Here is a 13,799-nt window from a genome sequence, read left to right as displayed (position 1 = left end):
GTTTTTTAATTTTCTTTAATTCCAAGATTCTTGAAGTAATTTAAATTTACTTTTTTTGGTATGATTCCAGAACCTTTGCTTTTTTCTGGTATTTTATTTTCCGGAATATTCAGTACTTCTGAAATAACCTTTTTTATTCTTGGTATGCAAAATTCACCCTGACAAAATCCCATAGTTGCTCTTGTTCGTTTTTTTACAGCATCTATAGACTTTATAGGAATTTCTCTTGTTAGAGCATCTATAATTTCTTTTTTACTAACCATTTCACATCTGCATATTATTTGATCATTATTATTTAAGTTTAGCATTTTATTTACTTCTTTATAGGTCAAATTTTTTTTAATGATTATTGGCGGTCTGTAAGGGTCGAAATCGCTTTTTTTAATCAATTTTAAGCCGGATTTTTTTAGTATATTTACAACCATTTTTGCAATTGCCGGTGATGAGGTTAATCCCGGCGACTCTATACCAGCAACATTAATAAATCGTTCTTTTGATTCTTCAATTATAAAATCTCCTGTTGATGGTGTTGGTCGTATTCCAGAGAAAGAAGTTAATACCTTTCTTAAATCAATATCAGGAACAGATTTTTTTGCAGTTTTTATTATATATTTTAATGTTTCTATATCTGTAGATGTGTCATCTTTATCGCTATTTTCATCTGCATTTGGTCCTATCATTAAATTACCATGAAAAGTAGGCGTAACTAAAATACCTTTACCTTTTTTTGTTGGAGTTTGAAATATTACTCTATTAATTATATTACCATAACCTTTATGAAATATAATATATTGTCCTTTCCTTGGTTTTATATAAAAATTTAGTATTCCCATCATATATGAAATTTTATCGCTATATACGCCTGCAGCGTTAATTATATATTTTGTTTTATATGATGAGTTGTTTGTTATTATATTATAGTAATCACCGAATTCTCCTATACTTATAACTTCATTTTCAAGTTTTAATTCTACACCATTTTTTATAGCACTTTCTACCAATGCTATAGTCATTTCATATGGTGAAGTTATTCCTACATCTTTCGCATATAACGCAACTTTTACGTTTGTACTTACATTTGGTTCTAATTCTAAAATTTTTTCTTTATATATTATCTCAATCTCTTCTTCTTTTACACCGTTTTTTAGTGCGTTTTCATATAAGTTATTTATGTTAAACTCGTCTTCTTTATTGAAACCAAGCACCAATGATCCAGTTTTTTTATAACCAAAATTTAATTCGTCATTTAATTGTTTATACATTCTATTGCCTTCAAAACATAATCTTGCTTTTAGCGTTCCATGTTTAGAAGCATATCCTCCGTGAACAATACCGCTGTTAGCCTTTGATGCTCCATTACTTACATCATCAGATTTTTCAAGAATTAAAATTTTAAGATTATATCTTGATAATTCTCTGGCTATTGCTGCACCAACAACACCAGCACCAATAATTGTGACATCATACATTATATCCCCTCAAATGGACAAATTTCCAATATTTTTATCAATTTGGCAGGTTCCAACCTAAATGGTGATCCTTTCCCCTGAAAAAAATGGTGTTTCTCGATTAAATGTATTGAAAGATCACTGAATATTATACTTTCTTTTGTATTTAAGTTTATAACTTTAGTTACGACTTTTCTAAAAAAACCATCCTCAAATGGGCAGGGCAAATGTCCTCTTGCTTCACCTACCTGAACTTCCCATTTTTTATCTACAGTTATAGGCTCTCCCATACCTTTTTCACCCTGTTTTTTTAAATATTTTAACCTTTCTACAATTTTTTCAATTGAACAATTTAAATTAGAAATCATTTCTTCATCATCTATAATTATATCTAATATATTTCTATCATCGTTTCCAAGAAAACCTTCAGCTGTTATTATTCCTGGTTTCATATTTTCCTGAGCTTTTTGAAACTCAGGTGTCATTTTCATAATTTTCCCCCCTTACTTTTAATTATTAGATTATTGTCTAAAAAGTCTCAAATGAAACGAAGACTCGAAGATTGCCCTTAACACACCTACGGTGGGTTATTGGATTAAAAATTGGATTTTAATAAAAAAACCTTTGAGCTATTGCTCTCTTACAGCGGGTAATTGGAAAAAATAATTTTTATTATATAATTATAAATCTTTTTCCCTTAGATTTTTTATACCTAAAAAATCTAAGCGTAAATGAAAGCCGTCAAAAAAACAGGACGTTTTTTTGAGTGAAGCTTTTTCATGGATGAAAAATCTGAGCGACGGCTGAGAATGAATAATTTTAAGGATTAGCAATCAAGCTGTCTGAGTGAATTTGACTTTTTGGACACTCTTTTAATTATTAGCATGTCCAAAAAGTCAAGCAAGCGAGATGAGCTATTTTTGAAGATTAACAATCAAGGTTTGAGCGTTTTGACTTTTCAGACATCGTACTAATTATAAAAAAGTTCGAATGAAACTTGGATACCTTACAAATTATGCAAATTTGTCATAATAAATTTTTTCTTCAGAAATTCCATTTTTTGTCAATATATTAACACATGCGTTTATCATCCCCGGGCTACCACACAAATATCCTTCTTTTGGAGTTGATGGATCCATTTTTTCTTTTATGTATTTATCTAAAACATCAGTAATAAAACCAGTTTCTCCTTTCCAATTATCTTCAGGTAATGGCTCTGATAATGCCGGAACAAAGTGAAATTTTGGCCATTTTTTTTCAAGTTCTTTAAATATTTCAACATAGTATAAATCTCTTAAAGAACGAGCCCCAAAGAAGAACCATACATTTCTGTCTGTTATATTTTTTTCAAACATGTCAAGTATTATGGATTTTAATGGCGCCATACCAGATCCGCCAGCCACCCCTATTACATCGGCATTAGTATCCCGTAAATAAAATTCCCCAAAAGGACCAATTAGCTCGAGTTTGTCTCCTTCTTTTAAATAGTTATGTACATATGTTGTTGCAATTCCTCCAGGAACAAGTCTGATTAGAAATTCAACACTATCTTTTTCTGAAGGAACAGATGATATAGAATATGCTCTCTGTGTATCCTCTTTTATTTTTTCATAAGGTGGAATTACTATTTGCATATATTGTCCTGCTTTAAAGTTTATTTCTGCAGGTTCTAACAATTTGAATTTCACTTCCTTGATATCGTGTGTGACATCTTTTATTTTTTCTACAGTTGTTTTATATTTTTTTACATTGAACAGTTCTTCTGGAAGCCATATTTCTATATCTTTTTTTAATTTTACCTGACAGGATAATCTTATGTTTTCCTTTATTTCTTCGGGTGTAAGCAATGGTGTTTCAGTAGGCAAATGAGGTCCAATATCAGATAACACTTTTACCTTACATGCTCCACAACTTCCTCTTCCACCACAGGCTGAAGGAACAAAAATACCTGTTTCTGATAGAGTTGTTAATAATGACGCACCGCCTTTTACTATAACATCTTTCTTCCCATTAATATTTATTTTTATATCGCCATAATTGTTTACAATTCCATCTACAATAGTTATAACAGCCGCCAACACTCCACTGATAATAGAAACTATTAAAGGTGCTAATAATATATTCATTGTATCACCTCACTGTACATTGAGCATTCCTGAAAAACCTATAAATGCCATTGCCATAATACCTATAATAATTAAAGTTATTCCAGGCCCTTTTAATGCTGGCGGTATATTTGGACTTTTATCAACTTTTTTTCTAATAGCTGCTAACGCCATAATAGCAAGCCACCATCCAAGCCCGGAACCAAGACCATAAAATACAGATTGGATTAATGTGTAATATCTTAATTGCATAAATAATGAAACTCCTAATATTGCACAATTCACCGTTATTAAAGGCAAAAATATGCCAAGACTCATATATAAATTTGGAGAAATTCTATCTATCAACATTTCTAGAATTTGAACAACTGCAGCAATAACTATTATAAAGACAATATATCTTAAATATTCCAGTCCAAAAGGTATTATTATTTTATTATATACTATCCAATTTAATGCTGTGGTTATGGTCATAACAAGAGTTACAGCCATGCCTAATCCATTTGATGAAGTTATATCTTTTGAAACAGATATAAATGAGCACATTCCTAAAAAATTTGCAAGAAGAATATTACTGGTAAATATTGAAGCGAAAAATAATATGAACGGGCTGATTTGTGGAGCCATTATTTAGCCTCCTTTCTCAACATATAACCTTTTGCTATCCATATAAATATCGCAAGCATAAAGAATGCACTTGGTGCCATTAACATTATTGTCCATGAAACAAAGCCTTCAGGTAAAACTCTGTAACCAAATAATGTTCCAAATCCCAGTAATTCTCTGAAAAAAGCCACTGCTATCAATACAACAAGATATCCTATTCCTGATGTAAAACCATCCCAGAATGAAATAATTGGTTTATTTGATTGAGCAAATCCCTCTGCACGACCCATAATTATACAATTTGTAATAATCAATCCCACATAGGGCCCAAGCGCTTTACTAATACCTGGCATATATGCTCTTAATATGATATCCACTATAATAACATAGAAAGAAATTATAAGTGTTTGAATTATCATTCTAACCTTTCTTGGGATTAAACTTTTAATTGTTGAAACGGTAAAACTTGAAAATGCTGTAACCAGACTTACTGCTATCGTCATAATTAATGTATTTATTAAATTATTTGTAACCGCCAGAGCAGAACAGATGCCTAAAATCTGAATAAAAACAGGATTATTATACCAGATATTATCCTTCATTATTTTTTTGTATTCACTCATCCCAACTCACCTCCTAAGAGGTTTTTTAATATGTTTAAATATGAATTTATCATATTAAGTACAGATTCAGAAGTTCTTGTTGCACCTGTGATAGCTTCAACTTCGCCATTATCATGATTAAAATCTCCTTTACCTGAACCGCCAACAATCATTTCTATTTTTCCATCTATAATTTTTTCGAATTTAAACTGTTCTTTAAACCAACTCTCTTCTATTCTTCCTCCGAGTCCAGGAGTTTCACTCTGAGTAATAAAATCAATACCGACAATTTTAGAAATGTTTTTGTCAACTGCCAATACCCCCCTTATTGTACTCCATAATCCATTTCCAACAAAAATTACAGCATATACATCTTCACCATTTACATTACTTTTATATACATCTATATCTTTAATTTTTTCTATTTTTATTTTTTCGTCAAACAACTTATACGCTTCGATATCATTTTTATATTCTATTCCCATCGCTGATAACACAGCTTTCCTCAAATAAAGCTCTTCATTGATTTTTACTTTTTCTTTTGTCATTTCATTTGCAAGAGCAAGTATGAAAACAAGGATAAATGAAATTAAAAATGTGAAAATAACAACATATAATTTGTTGTCTTTCATATTTTCACCTTCTTTTTTAAAGATACAAGTTCATCAATTAAAGGCGCAAAAGTATTGGCAAATAATACAGCAAAACTTGTACCTTCTGGAAAGAGAGAAAAAGTCCTTATAAGTACCGCCACTACTCCAATTATTATCCCATAATACCAATGGGATATTTGCTTTTTTGGCGCACTAATTGGATCGGTAGCCATAAATACTATAACAAAAATAAGGCTTCCAGACATCAAATACTGAAGTGGATAATTAACTATTCCTGAAAAATAGAATGCATATATTAGTATAAATGAAGTTAAAAAGGTAGAAAGCATTATTCTCCAACTAGCAGTTTTGGTGTAGATAAGATAAATTGCACCCAATAAAATTAAGAATATGAAACTTTCTCCCATTGACCCTGCTCTAAATCCAAAAAACATTTTTACAATATCAAAGGCTTCATTTGATTCTCGCATTAATTTTAAAGGTGTTGCTGTTGTTATAACATCAATACCGAATTTCCCCGGAACCATCCAGCTTAAAGTCATAATATTAGGAAAGGTTATATATATAAATAACCTTCCTACAATAGCAGGATTGAATGGATTTCTCCCAAACCCTCCAAATACTTCCTTACCAAATAAAACACCAAAGATTATTCCTATTAAAGCAACCCACCATGGTGTTAACGGAGGTAAAGACAGGACAAACAATAGCGAAGTTACCAAAACTGCTTCAGAAACGTTTTTTTTAACTCTTTTTTCCATAATGTATTCTGTTAAAATCCCACCTGAAAAAACTACTATACTTAAAAAAATAAGTCTTATCCCGTAGAAGTAAAGAGCAAATAAATATATGGGAATTAAAGAATACAGAACACGTCTCATCATTACCTGCTTAAGAAAAAACGGTTTTTTCACCACACCACCCCCAATCGACAATGTAAAAAATTAAAAATTATATTTAAATTAATTATAGCACAATTTTATAATAATTACAATTTCGTTTCGTTAAAAAAAAACAGCTTCCATAAGGAAGCTGCTTATCCTCTAATTCCTAACTTTGAAATTAATTCTTTATAAACTTCTGGTCTTTCTTTCTTTAAATATTTTAACATCTTTCTTCTTTTACCAACCATTTTCATTAATCCTCTTCTGGAATGAAAATCTTTTGAGTGAATCTTTAAGTGTTCTGTTAAATGTCTGATTCTTGCTGTTAATAACGCAATTTGAACTTCCACTGAACCTGTGTCTTTTTCGTTGATTTTAAATTCTTCAATTACCTTGTTTTTAATTTCTGGATCTAATCCTCTTGACATATTTCTCTACCTCCGTATTCATATTCCATTAGCCAAGATAAGGTCTTTGCCGTTATCTGAGCTAAGGTAATAATATTATATTACATATTATGTTAAAAATCAATTGATATTATTTTAAACTTCAACAATTTCTTCACCATCAAAATCATCTTTTAATGCATATTTTAATGAAATAATAGCAACTTCAAGCTGATTTTCATCTGGCTCAGATGTTGTGATTTTTTGTAATGCTAATCCTGGCCAGGCCAGAATCTTTCCTATCCACGTATCTATAATTTTAGCTGTAAATCTCTGAAATTCATATGCAAATCCCGCTACTAACGGAAGTAGTATAATTCTTGTTATAACTTTTTCCCATAATGTCGTATATCCTAATGCGCCAGTTATAGAAAAAACTATAATTGAAGCAAAAACTGTTATAATCAAAAAACTGGTTCCACATCTTGGATGCAATGTTGTATAATTTTTTGCATTATTAACATTTAAATCTTTACCATCTTCATAATTATACACTGTTTTATGTTCTGCACCATGGTATTCAAACACTCTTTTGACATCTTTAAATAACGATATTACCCATATATATAATATTACAAATACAGCTCTAACAAACCCTTCTATAAAAGAAAACCAGAATTCATTTTGTATATTAAACAACTTGGTTACAAACATCGGTCCAACACCAAAACCACCAATAGCAAATAAAAAAGCAAGTATAATTGAAATAATCATATCTTTTTTCGTTATCTCTTCTTCGCCAGATACATTTGCAGAATAAGATAGCGCTTCCATTCCAATAATCATGGCTTTTAAAAGAACAAAAAACCCTCTGATAAAGGGTATTTTTTCCCATACACCAAAAGAACCCTCTTTTAATTTTTTCACCTGTATTCTACCATCGGGTCTCCTTACAGCAACAACGGTGTTTATTCCCTTCATCATTACACCTTCTATAACAGCCTGACCACCAACATACTTAGGCATTTTCTTTTTCTCCATTATTTATCCTCCTCAGTATTTCCTCTACAATATCTCCTTCTGTTATAACAAAATAAAAAGTCAGAGCCTCTTTGTCCACGCTTTTTTCTTTTTTTAAAACAATAGAAGCTTTTCGTCTTATCTTTAATCTTTCTTCTTTATTCAATTGAGAAATTTCCTTTACTATAGAAAAAAGCCGCGCGTCTTTTTTGCACGCGGTAACTATTTCATTAATAATTTTGTTATCTATCACTTATGATACTCCTTAAATTAAGCTTCTGTTTCTTCTTCGGTAATTTCTGCAAATACCCTAAATTTAATTCCTGTTCTTTTTTCTTCCCCAACAGTTACCTCAACAAAACCAGGAACCACAAAAATCTTTTTCCCTCTTGTTTCAACAAATCTTCTTGCAATGGCAATAGCTTTAACCGCTTGATTAACAGCTCCCGCCCCAATTGCCTGAATTTCAACTTCATCTGTTTTACTTAAAACCCCTGCTATAGCTCCAGCTACTTTGTTTGGTGACGAAGAATGACCAACTTTTAAAACTTCCATGGATAGTTCAGCCCCCTTTATTTGTTTTCTAAGTTTAATTTTACCATAAAACACAATCATTTTCAAGCTTCGCTTGAAAATGTTTGACAATATTATTTTTATTTTTTTCTTTTACTCCAAATTTCTCTTTTCAAGCTTCGCTTGAAAATATTCGCTTGAAAATGATTGTTCTTATTAAAAAAAATCCTGCGGACGCAGGATTTTTTAAAACTCTATTATTCTTCGCCAAACATTTGTTATTGAATTTAATATTTCTCTTGGGCTTATTAAATCTCCATCAACTTTATTAACTAATTCCAGATGTTTCCCAAACTTATTGATTCTTGAAATCTCTAAAGCCATTTGACCTAAATTCATTTCAGCAATAATTATAGCCTGCGACTTTTTCAAAATATTTTTCATTTTTGAAACAGGAAATGGCCATATGGAAATTGGTTTAAATAAACCAACTGGAATTCTATCTTCTCTTGCCATTTTTACAGCTTTCATAGCACTTCTTGCTACAGTACCGTAAGCTACTACTATTATTTCAGCATCATCCGTCATATATTCATCATATATAGCAATTTCTTCTGCATATAACCTTATTTTTGAATCAAGATGTTTAATAACTTTATCCGCAATATGGCTTGAACCAACAGGGAATCCTGTCTCATCATGTACCAAACCCGATACATGAAATCTTGCTTTACCCATCTCAATTAAAGGATTTACAGGATAATTTTCATCCTGAAAACCAAATGGATGGAATAAATCTTCTTCTTCAATCTCAGATTCTGAAAGTCTCTGGATAATCTCTGGATTTTCATCTTCATCGCTTAAATAAAAACTTTCTCTCATATGACCTAATGTTTCATCCATAACTAGAACAACTGGAGTTCTATATGTTTCTGCATAATTAAATGCTTTTATTGTACACTTATATGCCTCTTCTACTGTTGAAGGGTATAATGCTATTATTTGCTGATCTCCATGACGCCCCCATCTTATTTGCATAATATCACTTTGTGAAGGTTTTGTGGGTAATCCAGTACTTGGTCCTCCTCTCATTACATCAACAAATACGCATGGAGTTTCTGTCATTGTTGCATATCCAAGCGCTTCCTGCATTAAACTAAATCCTGGGCCACTGGTAGCAGTCATAGATTTTATACCTGCTAATGATGCGCCTATTATTGCCGCAGCACTTGCAATTTCATCTTCCATCTGAATAAATTTTCCGCCAACCTTTGGCAACTCTCTTGCCATAGTTTCTGCTACTTCAGTTGATGGGGTAATTGGATATCCGGCAAAAAACCTACATCCAGCTTTAATCGCAGCTTTTGCAACAGCTTCATTTCCTTGCATAAAAACAATTTTACCCATTGTTCTCAACCACCTTTACATTTTCAACCACGTTTATTGCAATATCAGGACATAATCTTTCACACATTAAACATCCTATACACTTTTCTGCATCAGAAACTATCGGTTTACCTAATTCGGCAGAACCTAAAGCTTTTGTTGGACATACAGAGTAACATATACCACAGTTTTTACAGAAATAGTAATTAATCTCTATTTTGTAACTTTTTTTAGCCATATATTCGCCACCTCATTATGAAAGTATTGACAGGAATACACCAGCTGCAACAGCAGAACCAATAACTCCCGCTACATTTGGCCCCATAGCATGCATTAATATAAAGTTGCTTGGATCTTCACTTTGAGCAACTGTTTGTGCAACCCTTGCTGAATCCGGCACGGCAGATACACCAGCTGCACCAATTAAAGGATTTATTTTATTTTTTGAAAATACATTCATTAATTTTGCAAATAAAATCCCTGATGTCATTGCAATAATAAACGCAACAGCTCCTAATAAGAAAATCTTTAAACTTGTAGGTTTTAAGAACAAATCTGCCCTTGCAGTGCTACCAACTGACAGCATTAATAAAATGGTTACTGAATCAAGAATAAATCTCGATGCTGCTTCTGCCAATCTTTTTGTTACACCTGATTCTTTTAATAAATTCCCAAGCATTAATAACCCCACTAATGATAAAGCTTTTGGAACAAGCAATGCTACAACTATGGTTGTTGCTATAGGAAATATTATTTTTTCTTTTCTGCTAACATGTCTCATTTTTTTCATTCTTATCTTTCTTTCATCTTTTGAGGTTAGTAATTTAGAAACTGGAGGTTGTAAAATAGGAATTAACGCTATATACGAATAAGCAGCTATGGCTATAACTGCCAGTAATTCAGGAGAAAATCTTGATGCCAGATAAATTGATGTCGGACCATCTGCACCACCAATAATAGCTATCGATGCTGCGCTTTTTATATTAAATCCTATTAAATTAGCTACAACAAATGTGCCAAAAATACCTACCTGGGCTGCTGCACCTAAAAAGATTAATCTCGGATCGGCTATTAAATATGAAAAATCAGTCAATGCACCTATCCCTAAAAATATTAACGGAGGATATATACCCAAAAACATTCCACGTTGAATATACCACAATAATCCACCTACCTGATTCGAGGTTGGAGGGTTTAATAAACCCGTAACTTCCGGTGGTATATTTGCAAGTATTATTCCAAATCCTATTGGAATTAAAAGTAAAGGTTCAGCGTGTTTTACTATTGCTATATAAATCAAGATAGAACCTATAAAAAGCATAAGAATATGTTGCCATGTAAAGTATGCAAATCCGCTATTTGTAAAAAAAGCCAAAAAATTTGAAAAATCCATATTTTATCCTCCTTGCAAGTTATTTCACAGTAATTATAAAACTTTCTTAAAAATAATTCAAGCAACATTTTAACTAATTATATTAAAGTAAAGTAAAAAAAGCAAGGCTTTACCGCCTTACTTTATATCTAATCGCAGGTAGTCAATATTTTTTAAATTTAAAGAAAAAATAATAATCCCTCTTCATCAGTTTTATATTCAACATTATATGGAATAACCACAGTTTTAAAGCCATTTAAAGATACATATACACCAAATCCTTTTATTTTGGCATTTTTATTTTTTATTCTTTTTATATTAAAATACTGTGTTTTAAATTCGTTAAAATTGTTTGCAATAATATAAGGACTATCTTTTAATACGCGCAATCCTTTTTCAACATGAATCTCCCTGGGGCGTCCCCAATCATATAATCTATATGTTAAATTCGATGTTTGTTGTATTTCCAACATCATAGAATTAGGTCCAAGGGTGTGAACAACTCCGGCTGGTATAAATAACAAATCATTTTTATTTAAAATCTTTGGTTTGAATATTCCATCCCAATTTTGTTCTAATATAGCTTTTTTATTTTCTTCAATATCATTAGAAATGAAAACTTCATTTTTTTCGTTTAAGAAATACCATGCTTCTGTTTTTCCCCATGGTTCATTCTCTATTTCTTTTGCAAATTTGTCATCAGGATGAACCTGAATAGAAAGCCATTGTGTTGCAGATATTAATTTTAAAAGTAAAGGAAATCTTTCAAAATCAAGTCCTATCAATTCTTTTATCAATTTTGATGGCGTTCCATAATTTTTACCGCTATCAATACCTATAAGCGATGTTTCATAATTTTCAACACCTGAAAATAACCACACTTCCCCTATTTTACCCATATTTTTTTTGTTGAAAAGGTCATTTAATCTTCTGTTTCCCCATATTTTTTCTATAAATAGGGGTTTTGATATCAAAACTTCATCCATTTTCACACCTCACTTTTATTATAAATTGAGAATATATTTTTCTATAATGAATTTTCATTTTTCTATTTTCCAGTAGATTCATAATGTCTGTTAAACATCAATTGAAATCTAAATAGTATTAGTCAAAAAAATCTAAGATATTTACTAATTTTCTCCTATCTGCACCATTTTCATAATACCAATAAGCTAATGATAATGGCATTTTTTTTAAAGAATATTTGTCTGCAAATTTATTCAAAAATTCCGGCAATTCTATTCTGACATTCCATTTAATATCGTATCTTGAATAGTTTCTAATAAACACATCAAGAATTTCTTTTTCCTTTTTACTTAATTTAAAGTATTTGGATACAAATTCTTCAAAACGTGATTTTTTCATTCTTTCAAAAAAATGCTTTGCCAAAATTTTCCTTGAATTTATATATTCATTACCGTATAACATTTCTATTATAAACCATTTTTTATGAAAGTCGTTTTCGAAAAATATATTTTCTTTATTATTAAAATCAAATTTTTTTACACATGAAATATATGTAATAAAAAATAGTCTTTTTTGTTGTTCAGGTGGCATTGATTTTAATTTGCTGAAACTTTCTCTATATAATCCTTCTATATATAATTTGCCGTATTCGTTTATAATAGCTTTGGGCGAATATATATCAGGAATAATGTTTAATCCTGAAATTAGTTTTTTAATAGTATCTCCTTTTATTTCTTTAACCTTCCCATTTAATATCGATGATAAACTTTTTCTTGAAATTCCTGTTTTTTTAGAGACTTCAGAAATATTTGACACATATTTTTTTAAATATATCCTTAAATTTTTGGTATTTTTATAAATGGACCTATCCTCTATAACGAATTTATTTAAATAATTAAACATATTTGCATAATTCTCTTTCGAATTTCTTTTTCCCTTTTCTGGTAATCTATTCCAATAGAAACTAATTATGTTTGAATATAAATACAATGTATCTATATTTTCTTTATTTATTTCAAAAAATGTGTCGAAGATTCCGAAATGCTTTTCATTATCTTCAAAATAATATCCTGCATAATACATCAATTCTTTTGAAAGTGATATTGATTTTTTTAAATCAAAATCTTTTAAATACCATGACCAGTCATTTAATGAATTAATTATACCAACCCTATGAGGAATTAATTTTGATAATTCAAATGTTTTTTTTAAAAATTTCCAGGCAGTTTTAAATTTTTTTTCTTTTATATTTCTTCTCGCTTTTCCCAGATTAATAAAAGCTTCTGTTGAAGGATCCATTTCATATAATTTACCCCATAAACGAGTATTTTTATTCCAGTTCATAATATTTTCTATATTTATCAAGATAGATGAAACGATTTTTCTTGCTTTTTTGGGCATTTTTGAATAATTTTCCCTTAAAAATATATATAATTTTCTGGACTCTGTATAATCGCGTATTAAAAAAAGATAAGATAATTTTTTTGCCAGTAATATATAGTACAATGTTTTCGAATTTTTATGCTTTAACCCCTTTTCAATTTCTTCTAACGCTTTATATCTACTTCCTAACCAATCGTATTCTAAACTTTTAAATAAATGTTTCCATCCATCGTGTTTTGTTTTTATTATCATAAAGTTTAGAAATGGTTTTGCAAACGAACCATAATTTGATAAAATATTAAAAATCTCCTGATTTTTTCTTCTCACCGTTTAACCTCACTTTTTTACTATTATATAATATTTAATAACATATGGGAAGTTATAATGTCAAAAATATTAATGTTACAATATAGCATATATTTTTTATATGTAAATCGGGTAGTAATCAAACTTCTGAATATAGCATAATTTGACAGTCATATGATATAGTGTATAATATAGTTGAAAATAAAAA

The 13,799-nt window shown here is 30.2% G+C and carries 16 protein-coding genes; all 16 read right to left on the bottom strand.

All coding sequences use genetic code 11. The features are described from left to right. Positions 1 to 5: 5 nt before the first annotated feature. On the bottom strand, positions 6 to 1,469 hold the full coding sequence (locus X274_RS08260) for an NAD(P)/FAD-dependent oxidoreductase (RefSeq protein ID WP_047266354.1): 1,464 nt from the start codon (positions 1,467 to 1,469) through the stop codon (positions 6 to 8). Continuing rightward, a complete protein-coding gene (locus X274_RS08255) occupies positions 1,469 to 1,939 on the bottom strand; it encodes a hypothetical protein (RefSeq protein ID WP_047266353.1) in 471 nt (156 codons plus the stop codon). The genes X274_RS08260 and X274_RS08255 overlap by 1 nt, the downstream gene beginning before the upstream one ends. Positions 1,940 to 2,461: 522 nt before the next feature. Beyond that, positions 2,462 to 3,574, bottom strand: coding sequence for an NADH:ubiquinone reductase (Na(+)-transporting) subunit F (locus tag X274_RS08250; RefSeq protein ID WP_047266352.1), 1,113 nt, complete (start codon positions 3,572 to 3,574; stop codon positions 2,462 to 2,464). 9 nt (positions 3,575 to 3,583) lie between these two features. Continuing rightward, the gene (locus tag X274_RS08245) at positions 3,584 to 4,180 is read right to left on the bottom strand and encodes an NADH:ubiquinone reductase (Na(+)-transporting) subunit E (RefSeq protein WP_047266351.1); all 597 of its coding nucleotides are present in this window, start codon (positions 4,178 to 4,180) and stop codon (positions 3,584 to 3,586) included. Further along, positions 4,180 to 4,782: an NADH:ubiquinone reductase (Na(+)-transporting) subunit D gene (locus X274_RS08240; RefSeq protein ID WP_047266350.1), complete on the bottom strand. Its 603-nt coding sequence runs from the start codon at positions 4,780 to 4,782 to the stop codon at positions 4,180 to 4,182. Before X274_RS08240 ends, X274_RS08245 begins: the two co-directional genes overlap by 1 nt. Beyond that, positions 4,779 to 5,393 (bottom strand): FMN-binding protein, encoded by a 615-nt coding sequence (locus X274_RS08235; protein WP_047266349.1) that lies wholly within the window; start codon positions 5,391 to 5,393, stop codon positions 4,779 to 4,781. The genes X274_RS08240 and X274_RS08235 overlap by 4 nt, the downstream gene beginning before the upstream one ends. Then, positions 5,390 to 6,289, bottom strand: coding sequence for an RnfABCDGE type electron transport complex subunit D (locus X274_RS08230; protein WP_197072585.1), 900 nt, complete (start codon positions 6,287 to 6,289; stop codon positions 5,390 to 5,392). The genes X274_RS08235 and X274_RS08230 overlap by 4 nt, the downstream gene beginning before the upstream one ends. A 122-nt stretch (positions 6,290 to 6,411) precedes the next feature. Then, positions 6,412 to 6,687, bottom strand: coding sequence for a 30S ribosomal protein S15 (gene rpsO / locus X274_RS08225; protein WP_047266348.1), 276 nt, complete (start codon positions 6,685 to 6,687; stop codon positions 6,412 to 6,414). Between the two features lie 114 nt (positions 6,688 to 6,801). Then, on the bottom strand, positions 6,802 to 7,686 hold the full coding sequence (locus X274_RS08220) for a DUF1385 domain-containing protein (protein ID WP_047266347.1): 885 nt from the start codon (positions 7,684 to 7,686) through the stop codon (positions 6,802 to 6,804). Then, positions 7,664 to 7,918: a hypothetical protein gene (locus tag X274_RS08215; RefSeq protein WP_047266346.1), complete on the bottom strand. Its 255-nt coding sequence runs from the start codon at positions 7,916 to 7,918 to the stop codon at positions 7,664 to 7,666. Before X274_RS08215 ends, X274_RS08220 begins: the two co-directional genes overlap by 23 nt. 17 nt (positions 7,919 to 7,935) lie before the next feature. Beyond that, entirely contained in the window at positions 7,936 to 8,220 is a 285-nt protein-coding gene (locus tag X274_RS08210) for a stage V sporulation protein S (RefSeq protein ID WP_047266383.1), read from the bottom strand. A 204-nt stretch (positions 8,221 to 8,424) separates the two neighbouring features. Continuing rightward, positions 8,425 to 9,585 carry a 2-oxoacid:acceptor oxidoreductase subunit alpha gene (locus tag X274_RS08205; protein ID WP_047266345.1) on the bottom strand — a complete coding sequence of 387 codons (1,161 nt, stop codon included), beginning with the start codon at positions 9,583 to 9,585 and terminating at the stop codon, positions 8,425 to 8,427. Beyond that, positions 9,578 to 9,802 (bottom strand): 4Fe-4S dicluster domain-containing protein, encoded by a 225-nt coding sequence (locus X274_RS08200; RefSeq protein WP_047266344.1) that lies wholly within the window; start codon positions 9,800 to 9,802, stop codon positions 9,578 to 9,580. The genes X274_RS08205 and X274_RS08200 overlap by 8 nt, the downstream gene beginning before the upstream one ends. Positions 9,803 to 9,817: 15 nt before the next feature. Beyond that, on the bottom strand, positions 9,818 to 10,957 hold the full coding sequence (locus X274_RS08195) for a sodium ion-translocating decarboxylase subunit beta (protein WP_047266343.1): 1,140 nt from the start codon (positions 10,955 to 10,957) through the stop codon (positions 9,818 to 9,820). A gap of 158 nt (positions 10,958 to 11,115) precedes the next feature. Beyond that, the gene (locus X274_RS08190; RefSeq protein WP_047266342.1) at positions 11,116 to 11,922 is read right to left on the bottom strand and encodes a type I phosphomannose isomerase catalytic subunit; all 807 of its coding nucleotides are present in this window, start codon (positions 11,920 to 11,922) and stop codon (positions 11,116 to 11,118) included. Between the two features lie 118 nt (positions 11,923 to 12,040). Further along, entirely contained in the window at positions 12,041 to 13,612 is a 1,572-nt protein-coding gene (locus X274_RS08185; protein ID WP_047266341.1) for a helix-turn-helix domain-containing protein, read from the bottom strand. Positions 13,613 to 13,799 lie beyond the last annotated feature (187 nt).

The sequence above is a fragment of the Marinitoga sp. 1155 genome, assembly GCF_001021175.1.
In the GTDB taxonomy this organism is placed as follows: domain Bacteria; phylum Thermotogota; class Thermotogae; order Petrotogales; family Petrotogaceae; genus Marinitoga.
Note: the sequence above shows the minus strand (reverse complement) of the source record. Positions and strands in the feature narration are given on the sequence as shown.